The 20,104-nt window shown below is 69.2% G+C and carries 21 protein-coding genes and 1 pseudogene; 5 read left to right on the top strand and 17 right to left on the bottom strand.

Translation table 11 applies throughout. The annotated features are described in order from the left end of the window. Positions 1 to 18 precede the first annotated feature (18 nt). The 8 genes from ligD to prfB form a co-directional block, all read right to left on the bottom strand. Positions 19 to 1,632: a non-homologous end-joining DNA ligase gene (gene ligD / locus H9I49_RS15860; RefSeq protein ID WP_188031369.1), complete on the bottom strand. Its 1,614-nt coding sequence runs from the start codon at positions 1,630 to 1,632 to the stop codon at positions 19 to 21. Between the two features lie 98 nt (positions 1,633 to 1,730). Beyond that, complete coding sequence (locus tag H9I49_RS15855) at positions 1,731 to 3,719, bottom strand: DUF2207 domain-containing protein (RefSeq protein WP_188031368.1); 1,989 nt, start codon at positions 3,717 to 3,719, stop codon at positions 1,731 to 1,733. A 108-nt stretch (positions 3,720 to 3,827) separates the two neighbouring features. Then, a complete protein-coding gene (gene smpB / locus H9I49_RS15850; protein ID WP_188031367.1) occupies positions 3,828 to 4,301 on the bottom strand; it encodes an SsrA-binding protein SmpB in 474 nt (157 codons plus the stop codon). A gap of 157 nt (positions 4,302 to 4,458) precedes the next feature. Next, complete coding sequence (locus H9I49_RS15845) at positions 4,459 to 5,961, bottom strand: M23 family metallopeptidase (protein ID WP_255524023.1); 1,503 nt, start codon at positions 5,959 to 5,961, stop codon at positions 4,459 to 4,461. A gap of 192 nt (positions 5,962 to 6,153) precedes the next feature. Continuing rightward, the gene (gene ftsX, locus H9I49_RS15840; RefSeq protein ID WP_188031365.1) at positions 6,154 to 7,059 is read right to left on the bottom strand and encodes a permease-like cell division protein FtsX; all 906 of its coding nucleotides are present in this window, start codon (positions 7,057 to 7,059) and stop codon (positions 6,154 to 6,156) included. A 24-nt stretch (positions 7,060 to 7,083) separates the two neighbouring features. Continuing rightward, positions 7,084 to 7,998, bottom strand: coding sequence for a cell division ATP-binding protein FtsE (ftsE, locus tag H9I49_RS15835; protein WP_188031364.1), 915 nt, complete (start codon positions 7,996 to 7,998; stop codon positions 7,084 to 7,086). A 172-nt stretch (positions 7,999 to 8,170) separates the two neighbouring features. After that, positions 8,171 to 8,689, bottom strand: a complete 519-nt coding sequence (locus H9I49_RS15830) for a hypothetical protein (RefSeq protein ID WP_188031363.1) — start codon at positions 8,687 to 8,689, stop codon at positions 8,171 to 8,173. Between the two features lie 162 nt (positions 8,690 to 8,851). Beyond that, complete coding sequence (prfB, locus tag H9I49_RS15825; RefSeq protein ID WP_188031362.1) at positions 8,852 to 9,964, bottom strand: peptide chain release factor 2; 1,113 nt, start codon at positions 9,962 to 9,964, stop codon at positions 8,852 to 8,854. 150 nt (positions 9,965 to 10,114) lie between these two features. Between prfB and H9I49_RS15820 the strand changes: the two genes are divergently transcribed. Further along, positions 10,115 to 11,041 carry a hypothetical protein gene (locus H9I49_RS15820; RefSeq protein WP_188031361.1) on the top strand — a complete coding sequence of 309 codons (927 nt, stop codon included), beginning with the start codon at positions 10,115 to 10,117 and terminating at the stop codon, positions 11,039 to 11,041. A gap of 147 nt (positions 11,042 to 11,188) precedes the next feature. Here H9I49_RS15820 and H9I49_RS15815 read toward each other — a convergent pair whose 3' ends face one another. The 9 genes and pseudogenes from H9I49_RS15815 to H9I49_RS15775 all read right to left on the bottom strand — a co-directional run. Next, entirely contained in the window at positions 11,189 to 11,713 is a 525-nt protein-coding gene (locus tag H9I49_RS15815; protein WP_188031360.1) for a M57 family metalloprotease, read from the bottom strand. Positions 11,714 to 12,020: 307 nt separating this feature from the next. Next, a complete protein-coding gene (locus tag H9I49_RS15810; RefSeq protein ID WP_370587603.1) occupies positions 12,021 to 12,527 on the bottom strand; it encodes a lamin tail domain-containing protein in 507 nt (168 codons plus the stop codon). 213 nt (positions 12,528 to 12,740) lie between these two features. After that, complete coding sequence (locus tag H9I49_RS15805; RefSeq protein ID WP_188031359.1) at positions 12,741 to 13,247, bottom strand: pilus assembly protein TadG-related protein; 507 nt, start codon at positions 13,245 to 13,247, stop codon at positions 12,741 to 12,743. Then, positions 13,244 to 13,720: a pilus assembly protein gene (locus tag H9I49_RS15800; protein WP_255524059.1), complete on the bottom strand. Its 477-nt coding sequence runs from the start codon at positions 13,718 to 13,720 to the stop codon at positions 13,244 to 13,246. The genes H9I49_RS15805 and H9I49_RS15800 overlap by 4 nt, the downstream gene beginning before the upstream one ends. After that, entirely contained in the window at positions 13,720 to 14,127 is a 408-nt protein-coding gene (locus H9I49_RS15795) for a TadE/TadG family type IV pilus assembly protein (protein ID WP_188031358.1), read from the bottom strand. The genes H9I49_RS15800 and H9I49_RS15795 overlap by 1 nt, the downstream gene beginning before the upstream one ends. A gap of 125 nt (positions 14,128 to 14,252) precedes the next feature. Beyond that, positions 14,253 to 14,468 carry a hypothetical protein gene (locus H9I49_RS15790; protein ID WP_188031357.1) on the bottom strand — a complete coding sequence of 72 codons (216 nt, stop codon included), beginning with the start codon at positions 14,466 to 14,468 and terminating at the stop codon, positions 14,253 to 14,255. A 59-nt stretch (positions 14,469 to 14,527) separates the two neighbouring features. After that, the gene (locus H9I49_RS15785) at positions 14,528 to 15,505 is read right to left on the bottom strand and encodes a type II secretion system F family protein (RefSeq protein WP_188031356.1); all 978 of its coding nucleotides are present in this window, start codon (positions 15,503 to 15,505) and stop codon (positions 14,528 to 14,530) included. Further along, entirely contained in the window at positions 15,502 to 16,368 is an 867-nt protein-coding gene (locus H9I49_RS15780; RefSeq protein WP_188031750.1) for a type II secretion system F family protein, read from the bottom strand. Before H9I49_RS15780 ends, H9I49_RS15785 begins: the two co-directional genes overlap by 4 nt. Beyond that, positions 16,368 to 16,721 (bottom strand): annotated as a pseudogene (locus tag H9I49_RS15775) (CpaF family protein); the annotation flags it as partial. The gene H9I49_RS15780 and the pseudogene H9I49_RS15775, both read right to left, overlap by 1 nt. A 26-nt stretch (positions 16,722 to 16,747) precedes the next feature. Here H9I49_RS15775 and H9I49_RS15770 point away from each other — a divergent pair. The 4 genes from H9I49_RS15770 to H9I49_RS15755 all read left to right on the top strand — a co-directional run bounded on the left by H9I49_RS15770 (position 16,748) and on the right by H9I49_RS15755 (position 19,964). Next, positions 16,748 to 18,172, top strand: coding sequence for a recombinase family protein (locus H9I49_RS15770; protein WP_188031355.1), 1,425 nt, complete (start codon positions 16,748 to 16,750; stop codon positions 18,170 to 18,172). A gap of 247 nt (positions 18,173 to 18,419) precedes the next feature. Next, entirely contained in the window at positions 18,420 to 18,638 is a 219-nt protein-coding gene (locus tag H9I49_RS15765) for a hypothetical protein (protein WP_188031354.1), read from the top strand. Continuing rightward, positions 18,635 to 18,790 (top strand): hypothetical protein, encoded by a 156-nt coding sequence (locus H9I49_RS15760; RefSeq protein ID WP_188031353.1) that lies wholly within the window; start codon positions 18,635 to 18,637, stop codon positions 18,788 to 18,790. The genes H9I49_RS15765 and H9I49_RS15760 overlap by 4 nt, the downstream gene beginning before the upstream one ends. Positions 18,791 to 19,163: 373 nt before the next feature. Beyond that, positions 19,164 to 19,964 carry a hypothetical protein gene (locus H9I49_RS15755; RefSeq protein ID WP_188031352.1) on the top strand — a complete coding sequence of 267 codons (801 nt, stop codon included), beginning with the start codon at positions 19,164 to 19,166 and terminating at the stop codon, positions 19,962 to 19,964. Positions 19,965 to 20,104: the final 140 nt, after the last annotated feature.

Raw genomic sequence — 20,104 nt, 5'->3', positions numbered from 1 at the left:
ACACGACCGACGGGTGGCTCACGTGACGCGCGGCAGGACCTGGTCGTGGGCAAGCACGCCGCGGAACACGTCCCCTCGCTCCTCCAGCCGCTGGAGCACCGTCCGGATCGTGTAGCGGTCCGGGCGCAGGTCCGGGTCGTCGAGCTCCTCCCACGTGATCGGCGCCGAGACCGGCGCCCCGGGAGCCGGGCGGGGACTGTACGGAGCCACGAGCGTCTTGTTCACGGCGTTCTGCGTGTAGTCGAGACGAGCGCGACCGCCGCGCTGGCTCTTCTGCCACTTCCAGCTCACGAGGTCCGGAAGGACCGCTCCGACGGTCCTCGACACCCGCTCCACCCATTCGCGCGTCTCGTCGAAGCCAGGACCCGAGCGAATCGGCACCCACACCTGCAGCCCACGTCGTCCTGTCAGCTTGGGGTAGGCACTGACCCCGAGGTGCTCGAAGGCAGTGCGGTGCAGGCGCGCGAGCTCCAGGATCTCGGGCCACGACGTCCGCTGGCCCGGGTCGATGTCGAAGAGCGCGTAGTCGGGGCGCTGGGGGGCACGCGTCGGCGACGTCCAGGGGTGCCACTCGAGCGCGCCGAACCCGGCCGCCCAGACCAGCGCAGCGGGCTCGTCCACGACGAGATACGTCCGAGTCTCCCCCGGATCGGCGTCCGGGTTGTCCCAGCGAGGCAGCCATGCCGGGGCACGTTCGGGAACCTCCTTGTGCCAGAAGCCTTTCGCATCCGCTCCGTCCGGGTACCGATGGAGGTTGAGCGCTCTGCCGCGCAGGTACGGCAAGAGCACCGGCGCGATCCGCGCCGTGTACGCGAGGAGCTCACGCTTCGTCACCGGGGCCTCGCCGTTCCGCCCCGGAAAGAGCACCTTGTCGAGGTTGGTGACGCGCAGCGTCCGGTCGAAGACGCTCCAGCGGCCCTCTGCGCCCAGTCCGGCGAGCTCGTCGAGCTCCTCGTCGGACAGCGGCCGCCCCGTCGACCCCTCCACCGCGTGCGCGGCCTCGGACGGCGGCTCGTCGGAGTGCCACACGGCATCCGGCGCCGCCTTGACCTCGTCGTTGGTCCTACCGCTCAGGACCGAGGTGTCGAGGGACTCGGGATCCCAACCCTTCTTCGCATACCTGTCGTGCTTGTGCACGAGGAGCCACTGTTCCTTGGCCGAGCCCGACGCCGGCTGGCCACTACGCACCAGCGCGAAGCGGCCCAGCAGGCGTTCGCCCGTCAGGTCCACGTGGAGCTCGCCGTCGCGGACCGCCCGACCGGGGTCGTCGGTGCCGTGCGGCTCCCACGTGCCGCGGTCCCACACGATGACGTCCCCGCCGCCGTACTCCCCTCCGGGGATGATCCCCTCGAACCACTCGTACTCGATCGGGTGGTCCTCCACGTGCACGGCCAGCCGGCGCACGTCCGGGTCGAGGGTCGGGCCCTTGGGCACCGCCCAGCTGACGAGGACGCCGTCGATCTCCAGTCGGAAGTCGTAGTGCAACCGTCGAGCCCGATGACGCTGCACCACGAACCGGCGCCGACCGTCCGCCTCCGCGGCCGGCACTCCGCCGACCGGCTCGGCCGTGCGGGAGAAGTCACGCTTCTGCCGGTACGGCTCGAGCGGGTCGGACGTCTTGGCCTTCGCCATGTCCAGCGCATACCCGGTCCGCGGGTCCGGGCTCGGGCGCCGCTACAGCGGCAGCCCCTGCGGCGCGTCGCGCGACCCGTTGCGCACGATCCCCGGCGTCACCAGGAGCCGGACGACGACCCGCCGCCACCGCCGCCGGAGAAGCCGCCACCGCCGGAGAACCCCGACGAGCCGGACGAGCCCGGCGTCGACGTGAAGGTGCCGGTCGAGGTCGTCGAGAAAGAGTCGACGCCGTCGGCGATGCTCGTGAAGTCGGGGAAGGCGCTGCCGCTCCAGACGTACCAGGTCGGCATCGCCAGTGGGTGGTTCGCAGCCTCGGCCGCCTTCGCGACCTCGGCGAACGTCGTGGCCCACCGGTCGGCGACCCCGAAGACGACGGCATACGGGAGGTAGCGGCTGAAGATGTTGCTCGCTTCCTCGAACTCGATCTGCCCCGCCTCGGCGGTCGTGAGGTACTCCTTGAACCCGAGGGACTGGGCGAGCACCGCAGAACCGTCGGCCGTCTTGGCCGCCATCCGGCCGCCCAGGAACCACACGATGAGACCCGCCACGACGAGCCCCACGCCGAGCGCCACGCCCCCGCCGAAGCCTCCACGGAGAATCGCACTCACGGCCGGGCGGCCGTAGAAGAGCACGAGGCCGCCGAGGACGGCGATGACGAGGCCCAGGCCCTGCCACACCCCGCGCTGGGTCTGCGGCGAGGAGCGGAACCAGCCGCGCTGTACGACCTCGGCGTACATGGACGACTGGACGCGCTTGAGCGTGCTCGCGAAGGTGTTCTTCAGCTCCGAGAGACGCACGACGTCACCCCGGCCGGAGAAGATCCCGTCGAGCAGCAGAGCCTCGTAGGGCAGCAGGTGCTCGGTCGCCGGTGGCGGGAGCCGGGTCAGGGTCCAGTCGGTGCGGCTGAACATGCCGCCGGAGTCGCTCTCCTCGATGCGCAGGAAGCCGCGCACCGCGAGGTCGATCACCGTCGCCGACACGTCGATGGGGTTGGCCGTCTCGTCGATGATCGTGCCGACCATGCCCGGCTGAACGCCCTGTGGCGGCGCGAACTGCACGGCGACCGTCGTGCTGCCCGAGCGGGTCGTGACCGCCCCCGGGGTGCCGTCACCGGGGGCGCCCGTGCCGAACGACGGCGTGAGGCCGGGCGTGAGGTCGGCGTAGCGCTCGTCGCGCCCGCGCGTCCACACGAGCGTGCCCATGACGGCGAGCGCGAGGACCGGGGCTCCGATGCCACCCACCCAGGCGGCGGCATTCGCAGCGGGCGCGGCGTCGGAGCCGATAGAGGAGTCCGCATCGCCCTGGCGGACGTCGGGCCGGACGTCACCGAAGGCCGAGGCGGGGTAGGACGCGATGACGGTCATCGCCTCGCCGGGGCGCAGGCTCGTCGCCGAGAAGCGCGACGGGTCGCCCGGCGAGCCCTGGCACGGAGTGTCGGACCTCTGCTCGCCCTCGAAGCACAGGACCTTGGTCGCGGCGGCGGGCGCGTTGACCGTCACGGAGACGCGGTCGCGCTCGGTGAACTCGTTGGCGCCGAAGACGTTGTAGTTGAGCTCGACGGTGTCGGCCGGCGCTGTGCCGGTCGGGGGCGCACCGGTCGCCGGCGTGCCGTCGGCGGTGATCGGGTTGAGCACGTCGTGGAGGGTGTAGCTGACGCGGTAGACCTGCGTGCCGCTCGTGTACTGGTCCGGGTCGCCGATGCGGATCTCCTTGGCGGCACCGTTGTCGCTGACCCTGAACGCGTCCGGGGCGCCGCTCGGGCTCGTCACGGCGACGTCGGTCAGGTCGTAGTAGCGGTAGCGGCCCGCCTCGTCGTCGTAACCCATCCGCACGACGATGTTGCGGAAGATCCCGCGCCGCTGCTCACCGGCCGGGAATCGCCAGGTGATCGTCTCGGTGACCCTCATGCTGCCGTCGCGCTGGAGGTCGTAGACGGCGACGAACGAGTCCATGCCCTCGTCGCCGGCCGCGTGTGCGCCCGCCGGGGCGACGACCCCGGCGAGGAGCAGCAGTGCCCCGAGCAGGAGTCCCAGCGCCCCCAGGCGCCGGCCGCGCATCACGCTCGATCCGATCGATCCGCCCATCGGGGTCCCTCCACGTCGTTGGTCCCTTGCATCCTGACACCGGACGCGGCGGGTGGACGCCCGGTTCCGGGCTGCGATCCCTGCGTGTCGCAGCGGCGTCGGCCTCCTTCAGCGCCGACGGTTGGCAGCGCTCATCGCACGGTCGGCCTCGCGCCTGTCCTGGCGCTCGCGCAGCGCGTGGCGCTTGTCGTACTCCTTCTTGCCGGTCGCGACGGCGATCTCGACCTTCGCGCGTCCGTCCTTGAAGTAGAGCGACAGCGGCACGATGGTGCGCCCGCTCTCGCGGGTCTTGTGCGCGATCTTCTCGAGCTCGGCACGGTGGAGCAGCAGCTTGCGCTTGCGCCGCGGCGCGTGGTTGTTCCACGTGCCGTTGAGGTACTCAGGGATGTGGACGTTCTCGAGGTAGAGCTCGTCGCCGGTGAACATGGCGAAGCCGTCGACGAGTGAGGCGCGTCCCATCCGCAGCGCCTTGACCTCGGTGCCGGAGAGGACGATGCCCGCCTCGAACGTGTCCTCGATGAGGTAGTCGTGCCGGGCCTTGCGGTTGCTCGCGATGAGCGACCGCCCCTTCTCCTTGGGCACCTGACCGTCCTTCCGACTCGGGTGTACGCGCGACCTCTCGCGCCTGCGCGACCGCGCCGTGCGGTCAGCGCACCAACGCTACCCCGAAGAACGGCTCGACTCAGAGTCGGTTTTGCGCGACGGCGTGCACGGCCGCGCGCTCGTCGGCGTCCGCGGGTCAGAGCCAGTTGCGCGGGTTGACCGGCGTGCCGTCCTCGTAGGTGCCGAAGTGCAGGTGGCAGCCCGTCGAGTAACCGGTGGTGCCGGAGTACCCGATGAGCTGGCCACGCCTGACCGAGCCGCCCCACTTCACGATGCTCGACAGGTGGTTGTAGCTGGTCACCAGGTCGATGCCGCGATGGATGCCGTGGTCGATGAGGATCTGGTTGCCCCAACCGCTCGCGCGCCAGCCGGCGCGGATGACCTCACCCGGCGCGGCGGCATACACCGGCGTGCCGCAGGCGATGCCCCAGTCGAGGCCGTCGTGGAGCATCCACTTCTGCAGCACCGGGTGCCAGCGCATGCCGAAGCCCGACGTCGTCGGGCCGATGGCGGGGTAGCTGAGGTAGTTCGACGGTGTCGAGTCGCTCTGCACCGGTGGAGGCGTCTTCGGGACGTAGACCTGCCCGCGCTTCTTGGCGGCGGCCGCCTTGGCCCGTTCGGCGCGGATCTTCGCCGCGCGCTCGGCGCGGAGCTTGGCGAGGCGCTTCTGCTCGGCGATGCGGGCCTGGCGGGCGCGTTCGACGAGGATCGCCTGGAGGCGGGAGGACTCGGCACGGGCCGAGCCCAGGGCCGCGGCCTCGCTCTTGCGCTGCACGGCGAGGTCAGCGGCGTAGGCGGACTGCTTGGACTTCAGCTGGTCGAGCTGCGCCTTCGCCGCGACGGCGTTCTGCGCGGCGATGACCGCGTTGTTCTTGGCGACGATGGCCTGGTTCTTGGCCTGCGTCGCTGCGGCAGCCGCGGCCTCGGCCGCCTTGAGCGCGGCCTCGGCTTGGCGCTTCAGCTCGGCGATCTCGCCGCGCACCGACGTGAGGTAGGAACGGGTCGAGGTGTTGTCGGCCGTCATGGCCGCAAGCTTGTCGATGGTGTCGCTGGCGACGGCGCTCGCGGTGTCGGCCATGAGGAGACGGTTGGCGAAGTCCTCGGGTGAGGTCGAGCCGAACACCATGCCGAGCTGGGACTCCTGACCCGAGCCCTGGAAGACCTCGGCGGCGTACGAGTCGAGGGCATCCTGGCTCGTGACGAGCTCGGCCCCGCTCTTGGCAAGCTGCTCCTTGGCACGCTGCTCGTTGGCGAGGGCGACCGCGAGCTTCTGCGCGACGGCCTCGTTGTGGGCGCGGGCCTTGCCCTCGGCCGCGATGGCGCGGGCCTCGGTGGCCTCGGCGGCGGCCTGCGCGGCCTCGGCACGGGCCTGTGCCCCCTGCGCTGCGACGACGCGCTGCTGTGCGAGCGGCATCGCGGCGTTGGTGCGCTCGAGATTGACGTAGGCACGGGCGAGCGAGGCCTTGGTCCCCTCGAGCTGCTGCCCGAGCTGCGCGATCTTCTTGTCGTTCTTCTTCTTCTGGTCGGAGACCGAGTCGGCCCGCGCCACGAGCGCCGAGCCCACGGAGACCGAGCAGGCGATGACGAGCCCAGCGGCCGTCAGCTTGGTCGCGGGCCGGCCCCTCTCAGAACGCCTCATGAGCCACATATGTTCCATTGGTACCACAGGTCACTCTTGTGCGGGAGATTTAGCACGATCATCACGTTCTGCTCCCTCGAGTAATGGATGCCCGGCGAGCCCGTGCGAGGGGCGCCGAGCGCGACCGGACCAGAATGCTCGACGACCGCCGCGGATTCTCCCGATTGGGGAAATCTTGCAGAAATCTGGCGCTCAGACGCGCAGGTAGCGGCGCAGCGTGACCCACGACGTGAGGCTCGACAGCACGACGACCCCGACGACGATGAACGGCGCGACGTGGTAGACGTCCGGGACGCCGATGAAAGCCGTGTCGGTGAGGGTCTGGCTGAGGAACCCGACAACGCCGTAGCGGACGGTGGCCCACAGCATGCCCATCGCGAGCACCGCGCCGAGGACGCTCGCGAGGACCGTCTCCATGACGAACGGGAACCGGATCGTGAAGTTCGAGGCGCCGACGAGACGCATGATTCCCGTCTCGCGCCGGCGACTGAAGGCGGTCTGGCGGATCGTCGTCGAGATGAGCATCACCGCAGCGAGGACCATGAGCGAGGACAGCGCGATGGCGGCCCACGAGACGGTGTTCATGAAGGTGAAGAACTTCTCGAGGAGCTTCTTCTGGTCCTGGACGTCGGCGACACCCGGCATGCCCTTGATCGAGCTCGCCACGACGTCGAACTTGTTGGGGTCATTGAGGTTCACGCGGTAGGAGTCGGCGAAGTACGACTCCCCCGCGCGCGCCAGCGGGGAGTTCTTGTAGGTCTGCTTGAACCGCTCGTACGCCTCGTCGCGCGACTCGTAGTAGACCTCCTTGACCGTCGGCTTGAGCGCCTCGAGCTCCGCCTTGATCGCCGTCCGCTGGGCATCGGTCGTCGGTTCGCCGGCACAGTTGGTGAACCGCGTCTTCTCGGCGCAGAGCATGACCGTGACCTGGACGCGGTCGTACCAGTAGTCCTTCATCGTGTCGACCTGCCGCTGGCCCATGAGGCCGAGGCCGAGGAGGTACATCGAGATCATCGTGACGATGACGACCGACACCGCCATCGACAGGTTTCGTCGCAGGCCGTTGCCGATCTCACCGAGGAGGAACTGGAATCGCATGTCGTGTCTCGCTCCGTCTCGCGCTCAGCGGTCAGTCGTCTGGACGGCCTTGCGCCGGCGGAAGATTCCGCCCTTCGGGCGCGGCGCGTCGGCGTCCCGACCGATGGGCGGCAGGGCGTCGGGGTCGTCCTCGTCATCCTCGTCGGCCTCGTCGTATGCCGTCGGGTCGGCGTCGTCGTAGCCGTCGGCCACCTCGGGCTCGTCGGCGCGGCGCGGGGAGCCCGTCTCCTCGTCGAGACGGATCCGCGGGATGCTGCCCGTCGTGTAGTCGCCGGCCTCCATGTCGCTGACGAGGACGCCGCGGTCGAGGCGGATGACGCGCTTGCGCATGGCGTTGACGGTGACGGTGTCGTGGGTCGCCATGACGACGGTCGTGCCGGTGCGGTTGATCCGGTCGAGCAGCTGCACGATGCCGAGGCTCGTGTCGGGGTCGAGGTTTCCCGTCGGCTCGTCGGCCAGCAGGATCGGGGGGCGGTTCACGAAGGCGCGCGCGATCGCAACGCGCTGCTGCTCACCACCGGACAGCTGGTGCGGCATCCGCTTCTCCATGCCGGCGAGGCCCACCAGCTCGAGCGTCTCGGGAACCGTCTGGCGGATGCGGGCGCGGCTGCTGCCGAGGACCTGCAGCGCGTAGGCGACGTTCTGGAACACGGTCTTGTTGGGCAGCAGCCGGAAGTCCTGGAAGACGCAGCCGATCTCGCGGCGCAGTGCCGGCACCTTGCGCTCGGGGAGCCGGTCGAGCTCCCGGCCCGCGACGAGGATGCGACCCCGGGTGACGTCCTGCTCCTTCATGACGAGCTGCATCATCGTCGACTTGCCGGAGCCGGAGGTGCCGACGACGAAGGCGAACTCGCCGCGCGGGATCTCGAGGCTGACGTCGTCGAGCGCCGGACGGGTCGTCCGCGGGTAGGTCTTCGTGACGTTCTCGAAGAGGATCATGCGTCGGGCCTCGACTCGTTCTGGGCATCAGCGGGACTGCGGCTGGGCTGGGCCCGCGCGTGCCGGCATACGTCGGCGCGCTCAGGGACCGCCTACGAGGCTACGTCGGGCAGGGGTCAAACCACCGGAAAACGGCAGGTCCGGCGTGGCGGTCCACCCATCCCCGCCTGGGTCAGCAGACGAGGCTCGTGAGGCCCTGCGCCGACTCCGCGCCCGAGCGGTACAGCTTGCCCCACCCCTGCGTGCACCTGGCAGTCGTGCGGACCGGGGTCGAGTAGCTCAGCTGCTGGCGGATGGCGCTCGCGGTGAAGCCGCGGGTCTCCGGCTCGCCGCGGACCGCGATGCCGGCGTACGACCGGTAGGCGAAGCCGCGGTCGTGGTACTGGTCCCAGACGTAGACGGAGGCGAAGTTCATCCACGCTGAGCCGCTCGCGTCAGTGCACCAACCGATGAACTGACGCACGGTGAAGGCCGACATGCCGAGGTCGGAGACGACCTTCCGGTCACCGATCTGGCGCACGCTGCTGCACGGCACGGACGTCGAGCTGACGGCAGCGACGGCGACCGTGGAGGACGTGGAGGACGTGGTGGACAGGGTGGACGCCGCGGCGGAGACGGTCGGGGCGAAGGTCATGAGCGCGGTGGCGACAGCGGCGGCCAGCGTCGTGAGGATGCGGTGGAGGGCAGGCATGGAGGAACCTCTCGGGCGGAGCGTGAGTTGCGCCGACCCACCGTGGGCGGAGCTCACCGGGAGGTCGGTCAAGCCGCGGACCACCGTCGGGTGGAGCCGACCCCGCGACCCTACGAGCGCCGGGCCCGCTTCGCCCGTCGAAAACCGGAGAACGTCCGGATGTCAGACCTCGGCGCGCTTCTGCGCGATCTGCCAGCGGATGCCGGCCTCGATGAAGCCGTCGATGTCGCCGTCGAAGACAGCGGTCGGGTTGCCGGTCTCGAACTCGGTGCGCAGGTCCTTGACCATCTGGTACGGGTTCAGCACGTACGAGCGCATCTGGTCGCCCCAGCTCGCCTTCACGTCGCCGGCCATCTCCTTCTTGACCGCGGCCTCCTCCGCCTTGCGCTGCAGGAGCAGGCGGGACTGGAGGACGCGCAGGGCGGCGGCGCGGTTCTGGATCTGCGACTTCTCGTTCTGCATCGAGACGACGATGCCGGTCGGCAGGTGCGTCATCCGCACGGCCGAGTCGGTCGTGTTGACGCTCTGGCCGCCCGGGCCACTCGAGCGGAAGACGTCGATCTTCAGCTCGTTCTCGGGGATCTCGATGGAGTCGTCGCTCTCGATGAGCGGGATGACCTCGACAGCCGCGAAGCTCGTCTGACGGCGACCCTGGTTGTCGAACGGGCTGATCCGCACGAGACGGTGCGTGCCGCCCTCGACGGAGAGGTGGCCGAACGCGTACGGAACGTTGACCTCGAAGGTGGCGGACTTGAGGCCGGCCTCCTCGGCGTACGAGGTGTCCATGACCTTGGTCGGGTAGCCGTGACGCTCGGCCCAGCGCAGGTACATGCGCATGAGCATCTCGGCGAAGTCGGCGGCGTCGACGCCACCGGCGCCGGAGCGGATCGTGACGACGGCCTCGCGCTCGTCGTACTCCCCCGACAGCAGCGTGCGCACCTCGAGCTCGCCGATGTCCTTCTTCAGCTTGGCGAGGTCGCGCTCGGCCTCCTCGAGGGTGGCGGCGTCGTTCTCCTCCTGGCCCATCTCGACGAGGGTCTCGAGGTCCTCGACTCGCTGGTCCATCTCGACGACACGGTCGCGCTCGGAGTTGGCGCGGCTCAGCGCGCTCGTCACCTGCTGCGCCTTGTCGGGGTCGTCCCAGAGGTCGGGGGCGGAGGCCTGCTGCTCGAGGTCGTCGATGGTCTTGGCGAGCACGTCGAGGTCGGTGACCCCGCGCACGGAGTCCATCGTCGCGCGCAGGTCCTTGATCTCTTGCGTGAAGTCAACAGCCACGATGGATCAGCCTACGGCAGCACGACGGCGCCGGCGTACGCGTGGGTCTGCCGGGCAGAGCTCCCCATCGACAACGGCGGGTTGCCGGGTGAGGATGCGGGCACCGGACGTCCCGTCCGGACTCGAGGGATTCCAGGGAAGGACAGGGCTATGCGCATTCGTGCTGCGCTCGTGCGGCTGCTCGCGGTCGTCGGGCTCGTCGTGCCGATGGGTGTCGTCACAGCCACCACGTCAGAGGCGGTGACGTGTCCGCCGCGGTTGGGCCTGACGTGGTTCACCAACAACTTCGACGCCGGGACCACGATCCCGTACACGAACACCGACTACGTCTCACAGGGCCTGGCCTACTGGCCGGCCAAGGACTGGCTCATCACGTCGCTCAACGACGACACCTGGCTGCCGGGTCGCAACATGCTCGCCGTGAAGAACCGGTCGACGGGCGCGCTCGTCAAGCGCGTCTTCGTGCAGTACTCGAGCGGCGCGGAGATCAAGGGCCACATGGGTGGCGTCTCCGTGGCGGGCGGCAGCCTCCTGCTGTCGACGAGCTCCGGCGACAGGAACCTGTTCCGGTTCTCGCTGCGTGCACTCGAACTGGCGCCGCACAACACCGCGCTGAAGACGAACGGCTCGTTCGCCGTCAAGGCGAGCTCGTACAACACGGCGGCCGGTGGCTACCTCTACGTCGGCACGTTCAGCGACGCCCTGACCGGCTCGTCGACGATGTGGCGCTACAAGCTGTCGTCGACGCAGGCACCCACGGGCACGCCGGTCGCGATCAGCACTCCGACCCGGGTGCAGGGCGCGGTCGTCGCCGACGGCCACTACATCTTCAGCACGAGCTACGGCCGGCACTGCTACAGCAGGCTGAAGTTCAAGAAGATCAGCACGGGCAGCTACGGACGCCAGATCGAGATCCCGCCGATGAGCGAGGGAATCGTCAACGTGCCCCGCGGCTCGGCGGGACCGGTCAGCGACTGGGTCTACGTCAACTTCGAGTCGGGATCCGACCAGTACCAGGACGGCACGATGCGGCAGTTCCGCTTCCAGCACGCGTACCTCACGGCCCTCACGCCGTGAGGACCGGCCGCTGAGCGACACACGCAGGCAGGACATCCAGCCACGACATTCAGGCGCGACATCGAGCCACGACATCGGGGCCACGGCATCAGCCGTGGCCCCGATGTGGTTGCGGTGCAAGCTCCCCCGAGCAGATCGCGCGTCAGGTCAGTAGTTGCCGGCCATCCAGCGGATGTCCGCGGCGGTGGGACGCGTCAGGGCGGTGTTGGAGTTGGTCGAGGGGTACATGACGCTCTTGGTCGACGTCGAGTGCGGCAGGCCGCCGCAGTGGCCGAGCTCGTGGATGGCGAGGTGCTCGCCGGCGTTGAGCGACATGAACAGCGGGTCGAGGCGGACGGTGCACGCGGTGATGACGCCGCCGCTCGACACGACGCTCGCGTCACCGACTGCACCGTCGATCGTCGACATCGCGGCGGACACCTTGATGTTGGCCCTGGCCGAGTCGCTGGTCATGGAGACGTTCCACCCGGACTTGCGCCACTCGGACACCGCCTCGGACACCTTGTAGGAGTTGTTGCCGCCGGTGCCGTCGTAGACGAGGGCCGGGGACACCCAGTGGCCCCAGTACGCCGCGACCGCTGCGGTCGGGGCTGGCTTGGCAGCCTGGGTCGGGGCGGCCACCGCGAGGGCGAGGCCGACTGCTGCGAGTACGACGAAGATGATCCGCTTCATGTGCCTTCTCCTGCTGTGGGGGTTCTGCTGGGGGCTCAGCTCTGATGTGGCTCCATGCGGGTTCCTGTTGGGACAGACGCCGAGACCACCGGTACGGGAAGTGGTCTCGAGGGGTATTGGCGCTGTTTGTCCAAATTAACCGGACTTATCCATTGTTGAGGCTTTTTTGACGATTTCTTGACCTTTGTTGGGTGTTTCTTGGTTTTGCTCACAGGCCCATGCGACTGCCGGAGACGGCCGATGGCCCGCCCCCCGGGTGACTGGGGCGGGCCATCGACGGTCGGTGTGCCGCGGAGCGGCGGCGTGCTCAGCAGTAGGTGGCGGTGCCGGAGCGCGACCACGAGCACGTGTCGACGGTCGTGCCGTAGGCGTTGCGCAGGTAGGCCGTGTCGCCGGTGTTGTTCCAGACGTACCAGGCCCTGTTGTAGTAGCGGTGCGTCGAGCTCGCCGTCCCGCGTCCGGTGTGGATGGTGACCACTGCTCCGGCCTTCAGCGTGAACGCGGGAAACTTGTAGGTGTACCCCGTCTTGTCACGCAAGGTCCATCCCGTGAGGACCCGATTGCTGCGTGTGGTGTTCTTGATGACGACGAACTCGGCATTGAGGCTTGTGTTGCTGCCGGTGTCGGAGCCGGGTGAGTCGTACTGGACCTTGTAGATCATGATCGCGGGCAGAGCCTGGGCCGAGCTCGCGGTCGCGATCGGGGCCGCCACGGCGAGGCCGGCTGCGGTCGCGGCGACCAGCGCCTTGGTGGCGGCCTTGGAGGCCAACGTGGCCGCTGCCTCGGTCGCCGGCGTGATGGTGAAGGTGCGCACTGTGTTCCTGTCGATCGTCGCGGCGGTTGGCCGCGCGGCAACGCGTGTGGCGCCGCCCGCCAGGACGGCGCCACCGCTCCCTGTCTGAAACGCGGGCGCGCCACCGGCATTGGACGTGCTGAGGCGGCGCGGGCGTCGTGGACGGACGGTATTGCGGAATCGACACGGGCGTGACCCTTTTGCCAGATTTGCGTGACCTCGGGGCCTCCGGCCTCAGCCGAGCGGTGCGCGCGCTCGCGACGTGACGGTGATCGTGACGCTGCCGCCGAGGGAGTCGAGCACCCAGCCGCTCATGGGCAGGGTCGCGGTGGCCTGGACCGTGACCACCGCCGTCGACCCGTCGGCGACGCCGGTGTCCGGCACGACCGACCAGGACGTGATGCCGGGTGGCAGCGGGGTCCGGGCGAGGTGGGATGCGGCCGCCTCGGCCACCGACGCGTCGGTGAGCGAGAGCCGGTCGACGACACCGTGCTCGTACGCGGCACGCTCGTCGAGCGCGTCCGCGGCGTCGAGGGCGGCGGAGTCGGCCGCGTCGAGCAGACGCATCCGCGCGAGCTGGGCTGCCGTGACGTCGATGGCGCCCAGGACGAGAAGTGAGACGAGCACGAACAGGCCGAGGACGAGGATGCCGATCTGCCCCGCGTCGCTCCGCCGATCGAGACCGGGACGAGTGGTGAGGTGGCGGCCCCTGCCGACGAGCCACACGGCATACCTGCTCATCGGGCCACGAAGCGGTCGACGGTGGCGACGTGCGTCGACGAGATCGTCACCGAGGCTTGGACGTGGTCGGCGATGAAGTCGGGCACCAGGGGCAGCTGGACCACGATGGTGGCCGTGGAGGTCACGGACCCCTCGGGCCTCAGACAGGGTGTGCCGTCGCAGCTGACATCGACCGATGCTCCCGTGTCGAAGGAGAAGTCGTCGAACGCGAGGAAGGCAGCCGCCCGGGCCCGGCCGAAGGCCTCGCCATCGTCCGGCGCCGTGACGAAGGCACGGCCGGCCTCGCGGCCGGCGAGAGATGCGGAGAAGGAGGCGGCCTGGATACGAGCAGCGGTCAGGACGAGGTAGGTGAGCGGAAGCAGGAGCAGGACCCCGAGGAAGATGAACTCGAGGATGGCGCGGCCCTCGTCTGCGGCGGCGACCTTGGTGCGTCGCCCGCGCGAGACACGCCTGACCAGCAGCTCCGCTCCCATCACGGCTGGTCCCCCGCGACCACCTGCTCCTCGCTGAAGGCCCGACCGGACACCGTGAGCGAGCCGGACGGTCCGAGCGGACCGATCACGGGCAGTGGGGCCGACACCCTCACCTCGACCACGCGGACCCCGGAGGCCGTGACGGAGCGCGAGGCGCTGACGTCCTGGGCGAAGGAGCTGCCAAGCGCGTTGGTGATGAGGGACTCCGCGCGCGCCGTCCCGTCGGCCGGCTGGGCGTCTGCCCGTGCCCCGAATCGTGCCCCCTCCGATGCCGCCGAGATCAACGTGTTGCGCACGTAGAGGGCCAGTCCTAGCTGGAACACACCCATGGCGACGAACAGCAGCAAGGCCGCAACCATGACGAACTCCGCTACGGCAGAGCCGCGTTCGCACCTGTGGATTGCCATGGCGGTGCGACCGGCCAGCGCCCTGTCACCAAGACGCGATGAGCGGGCGGCCCAGCGCTCGAGACCCTGGAGCGGCTGGAACTGCCACCCCGAGCGGGCCCGTGCCCTGCCGTGGCCTCGCGGCCTCACGGTCCCTTGACGTCCGAGATGGCGTCGCTGAAGAGGTCGCCCAGCTGCGGGCCCGCGATCGCCCAGAGCGCTGTGACGAGTCCGGCGGTCATGATCGTGACGAGGACCCAGCCCGGGACGTCGCCACGGTCTCGCGGGCCGGCGACCCGGCGGGCGATGGCGTTCGCGACAGCGGCGCGCGTCCGGACGTGAGCGGTGATGATGCGGTTCATTTCTTCTGTCTCCCTGTGGTGGACGTGCGGGTGTCGTGTGTGTGGACCGGCCCCGTGTCTCACAGCCTGAAGCGGAGGAAGCTGAGGCCCGGGTAGAGCGCGAACAGGACCGTGACCGGGAGGGTGAGGAAGACGATCGGGACCATCATGTAGATCTCCTTGCGGCCCCCCTCCTCCATCAGGGCGCGGCGTCCGTCCTCACGCACGTCCTGGGCCTGGGCTCGAAGCACCTCGGCGAGCGGCGTGCCGCGCTCCACAGCAACGACGATCCCGTCGACGAAGCGCGTCAGGCTCATCAGACCGGTTCGGTCGGCGAGACCCTGGAGGGCCGTCGGCAGGTTGGCGCCGGCGCGGGCGTCGGCCAGACATCGCCTCAGCTCGTCGGAGAGCTCCCCGTGCGAGAGGCGACAGACGCGTTCGAGCGCCCCGACCGCGCCCTCCCCGGCGCTCACGGCGAGCGCGAGCAGCTCGGCGACCGTGGGGAACTCCGTGAGCATGCGTGCCTCCCGCCGTGCCGCGGCCCGGCTGAGGGCGTAGTCACGGGCTGCGACGCCACCGAGGACGCCCACGAGAACCATCGCGACCAGGACCGGCACGGGGAAGCGCTGCTGGGCCACGGCAACCACCGCGGTGAAGACGAGTCCGCCGAGGCCGCCGAGCGCCCCGAACAGGACCTGCTCGGCCCGGAAGCGGTCCACGTCCGCCGGGAGTCCTGCCCGGAGCTGACGGCGCGCCACCGAGGGCGCGCCACCGAGGACCGCTCCGACCCGGGCGCCGAGACGGCCCACGTATGGCGCGAAGAGCTCACCGAAGCCGAAGGGTCCGCGCGCCGGCGCCGGCCGTGACAGCAGGCTCGACGGTCGCGGGGTGTCACGCAGGTAGGGCTCGAGCCGGTCGTCCAGGGTGGGACGGCGGCTCGATGGAAGTCCGGCCACCACGAGCGCGAGCCCGGCCGCCATGAGCACACCTGCCGTTGCGCCGACCCAGGACCAGCCGTCGCCAAGCAGCTCCGAGTCCCAGTGGGCGGCCGCGTTCATCGCAGCACCCGCTCTTCCTCGGGCAGACGTCCGATCCAGATCATCGCCCGGTAGGCCACGATGCAGAGTCCCGCACCCACGGCGAGGACCACCCAGCCCGTCGGGGAGGAGTACGCCGCGAGGGAGCCCCCGTTGAGGGCGAGCAGGCCCAGGATGACCCAGGGCGCACCCGCCGCCAGCCGGGCGGCATTGACCGTCCAGCTCTGGCGGGTCTCGAGCTCGGCCCGGGTGCGGGCGTCCTCCCGCAGGAACGACGACAGGGTCCGCAGCAGCTTGCCGAGATCGCTTCCACCGACCTCCCGCGCGATGCGGAGCGACTCGACGATCCGGTCGCCGACTGGATCGCTGAGCCGGTCCTTGAGCCGGTCGAGACAGTCGTGGAAGCGGCCGGTCGTGCGGTAGTCCTCGGCGAACGCCGCGAAGGCCGGCCGCAGCTCGGCAGGGCCACGCGCAGCGAGCTGCGAGAGCGCCTCGGGCAGCGCCAGCCCAGCGCGGACCCCGGACGTGATGTTGTCGACGACGTCAGGCCACAGGTCGCGAAGCTTGCTGCGCCGCTTGCGTGCCCGTGCGCGGACGAGTGCGAGGGGCACGGCTCCGGCCATCCCCGCGAAGCACAGGGCGATGGGTACGACGCGCACCACAGCGAGGACGAGCACGAATGCGACGGCGAAGAGCACGGCGGAGCCGACGACGACGTTTGCCGGCGTCACGGAGGTGTAGCCCGCCTGTGTGAGGTGGTCGCGCAGCCCCACCATGAACCCGCCGCGGCCGGTCGTTTCCGGCGTCTGCTCCTGCGGCCAGAACGACCAGTAGACGAAGAAGACCCCGACGCCGAGGAGGAGGCCGATCGCGAGCGGGGACATCATGAGTCCATCTGCGCCAGAAGGGCGGCCACGTCGTAGCCGGCCCGCTCGAAGGCCTCGCGGTGCGGGGGGAAGCCGTCCGCACGGCGCAGCGCACCATCCCTCGTGACGAAGAGGTCAGCGACCTCGATCACGTCTCCCTCGGCTCGACCGGGCACCGCGACGATCTCACGCACGCGGCGAACTCCATCCCGCTCGAGGGCGACGTGCACGACGACGTCGACCGCCGCTGCCACCGTCGGCACGACGAAGCGGCTCGACACGTTCTCTCCGGCGAGCAACGGCAGGGTGCACATCTTCGTCACGGCCTCGCGGGCGCTGTTGGCGTGCACGGTGCACATCCCCGGCACACCGCATTTTGTTAGGTCACAATGAGTACATGACCAAGAAGCGAGCAGTGATCTACTGCCGGATCAGCCAAGACCGCACCGGGGCAGGCCTCGGAGTGGCACGTCAGCGCGAGGACTGCGAGAGGCTCGCCGCTCGGCTCGGCTGGGAGGTGGTCCAGGTTGAATCCGACAACGACACGAGCGCCTACAGCGGCAAGAAGCGTCAGGGGTACGCAGCCGTGCTGGAAGCCATTCGACACGGCAGGGTGGACGCCGTGCTGGCTTGGCACGAGGACAGGCTGCACCGGTCTCCCCGCGAGCTGGAGGACTACATCGAGGCCTGCGAGCCCCGAGCGATCGTGACCCGGTTTGCGCAGGCTGGCGAGCTGGACCTCACCACGTCCAGCGGCCGGCTGACCGCTCGCATCCGTGGGGCGGTGGCCCGACAGGAGAGCGAGCACAAGGCCGAGCGAGTGAAGCGGGCGCAGCTCCAAGCGGCGCGGGATGGGCGCTGGCTGGGCGGCGCTCCCCCGTTCGGCTGGAACATCCGGCCTGACGGGTCGGCCACCCTGAACCGCGCCGAGGCCCGCGAGATTCAGGGTGCGTGCAAGGCGCTGCTGGCCGGGGCTTCTCTTGGCTCCATCGTCGCGGACCTCAACGCCCGCAACGTCAGCACCTCCACAGGCAGGCCGTGGAACTACACGAGCCTGCGTCAGGTGCTGACCCGACCGCGCAACGCGGGCCTGTCGGTGCTCAACGGTGAGGTGTTGGGGCGGCTCACCTGGCCTGCGATCATCAGCGAGGACACCCACCGAGCGGTGGTGAAGCTGCTGAGCGACCCTGCCCGCCGACGATCAGTGACCAACCGGGCCAAGTGGTTGCTCGCGGGAATCGCCGTATGCGGCAAGGCAGGGTGCGGGCAACCACTGAAGTCGGCAACCGCAGCTCGCAACCGCAGCAAGGGCACCACCCGAACGGTCTACCGTTGCCCGGCTGGCGGGGGTGGCCATGTGGCCCGCAGCGCGAACGCCGTGGACGAGCACGTGGAGGGTGTGCTGCTGGGCCTGCTGAGCCGCGAGGACTTCCTGACGGTGTTTGCGGACGGCCCAGCACCGGAGGACACGGAGGCTCTGCGGGTGGAGGCCATGAGCCTGAGGGAGCGCCAGAGCGAAGCTGCCGATCTGTTCATCAAGGGCAGGATCACCGGCTCCCAGCTGGCCCAGATCAGCGAGGAGACTCAGCGGCTGCTGGACCAAGTGGAGGCGGCCCTAGCCGATTCGACTCGCGGATCCGCACTGGCGCAGTTCGTGGGACGTGATCCGCAACCGGTTTGGGCAACGTTGGCGCTGGACCGGAGGCGGGCCGTTGTGCGTGAGCTCATGACCGTGACGGTGCTTCCGTCCGCACGACGCGGCAACATTTACGACCCCGAGCTTGTGAGCATCAAGCCGAGGAGAGGGCCTTCGGGAGCCTGAGGTCGGATGTAAACGGAATTTACAATCACCTTTGGTAGCAAGGGAATCGACGACACGCCCTGCCACCTCCATTGATGGGGAGCGTCGGTAGGGAGACGTACCGTTGTGCCTATCGAAAGGCTTTGGGGCTGGAACCCCAAGTCCGGACTTCCTTGGAGGGTGGGGGTTCGGCGGGCCTGAGAAGTGTTGACCAACCTCCTGCACGAGCGGCGAGCTCGGGCAAGCAGCGCAGGAAGCAGCGCCAGAGATGGCAAGAAAGAGCAAGGCACTGCACGCCGCGACCACGATGCTCGCGCGAACGGTGCACCGGGAAGGGTGGGATTCCCCCAAGATCCCTGAGTTGCGGCAAAACCTCGTAGCCGAGGCGATCGCCAACTACGTAGCCCAGAGGATGACCGAGATTGATCGGCTGAGGCCAGAGCAGGTCCAGCGGATCGCCGCGCTGCTTGGGGGTGGTCAGCCATGACCGAGCAGTCCGAGGCCCGCGTCACTGTGGAGACCCGCCGAAACGAGCGTCTGGCCGAGCACATCAAGAAGACCGTGGACGAGTGGCCGATCATCTCCACGGAACAGCGAGACAGGCTCGCTGTCCTGCTGCTGAAGGACGGCCAGGGATGACCCCGGAGCAGCGGGAATCCGTGATGGAGCGGATCGCCTCTCGAGTGATCGTGGACGAGCGAGGGTGCTGGGTCTGGCAAGGGGCTAACGACGGCAGGTACGGCCAGGTTTCGCACCAAGGTCGGCGGTGGAAGACCCATCGGCTGGCCTACGTCGCATGGACGGGCCAGCCGATCCCCTCCGGGCTGGAGCTCGATCACCTGTCCTGCACCACTACCTTGTGCGCCAACCCCCTGCACATGGAGCCGGTCAGCCACGCGGAGAACGTCCGCCGAGCCGGGCCACGGCGTAGGCCTCAGCGCCCCTCTGGCATCCCAGTGCAGCTCCAGCTCTCCTTGCTGAGTGACGGAGGACGGCAATGAGCGATTGTTGGGTGTCAGCCAACCTGTTCCAGTGGCAAGAGGCCATCGTGGGTAGCAAGCTCCCAACGCAGGTGAAGCTGACGGCGGTGCTACTTGTCCACGGCGGCAAGGGCACCAGCGGTCGGGAGGTGACGATCAAGGCGACCACCCTTGCTGGACTCAGGGGTGTGTCCGAGCGGACGATCTGGCGGCACGTGGAGGCATTAACGGGGACGTGGTTGGTACAAACGACCAAGCCCACGCGGGGGTATCAAGGCGGCAAGGGGCGTAAGGCTCGATACGCCTGCTGCGTCCCGGAATCGAGTGTCACCCGCGAGCCCGAACGTGGCACCCGATTGGACGGAATCGTCTGTCATTTTGAGCCGCCTCGTCTGTCAATTTCAGGGGAATCGTCTGACACGGCTGAGCACGGGAATGGCACTGTTTTACCGTCTGACGGTCCTGCGTTTGACAGTCCTACAAACACCTCCGGGCTGACGCCCGGGGCCGGAGAAGAAGCCACGACGGCGAGCAACAGGCCGGCCTTCGAGGCTGATCCGTTCGACATGTTCTGGAAGATGTACCCGCGCAAGACGGGCAAGGGAGCAGCCAGAGGGAAGTGGGCGAAGGCCGTCAAGGCTGCTGGTGGTGACCCGGAGGTGATCCTCAATGCGCTTGTGCTCCAGCTCCCGGCACTCAGGATGCAATTGCGCCCGGATGGGGACTACCGGCCTCACCCTGCCACGTGGCTGCACCAAGAGCGTTGGCAGGACGAGCTGGCCGCTGTGCCATCCCGCCCCCGTGATGCGTGGGAGAGGGCGAGGCGCATCTGATGATCTACGACGAGAAGCCCCGCGGACGCTACGTGGTGGAGGCTACGGAGGACTCATGGCTGCTGGTCCGTCTTGAATCCTCCGACGAGCACGAGCCGTGGGACGGCCTGTTGTGGCTGCTGGACTGCGACCGCTTGGAC

The sequence above is a fragment of the Terrabacter sp. MAHUQ-38 genome, assembly GCF_014518425.1.
Taxonomy (GTDB): Bacteria; Actinomycetota; Actinomycetes; order Actinomycetales; family Dermatophilaceae; genus Terrabacter.
Note: the sequence above shows the minus strand (reverse complement) of the source record. Positions and strands in the feature narration are given on the sequence as shown.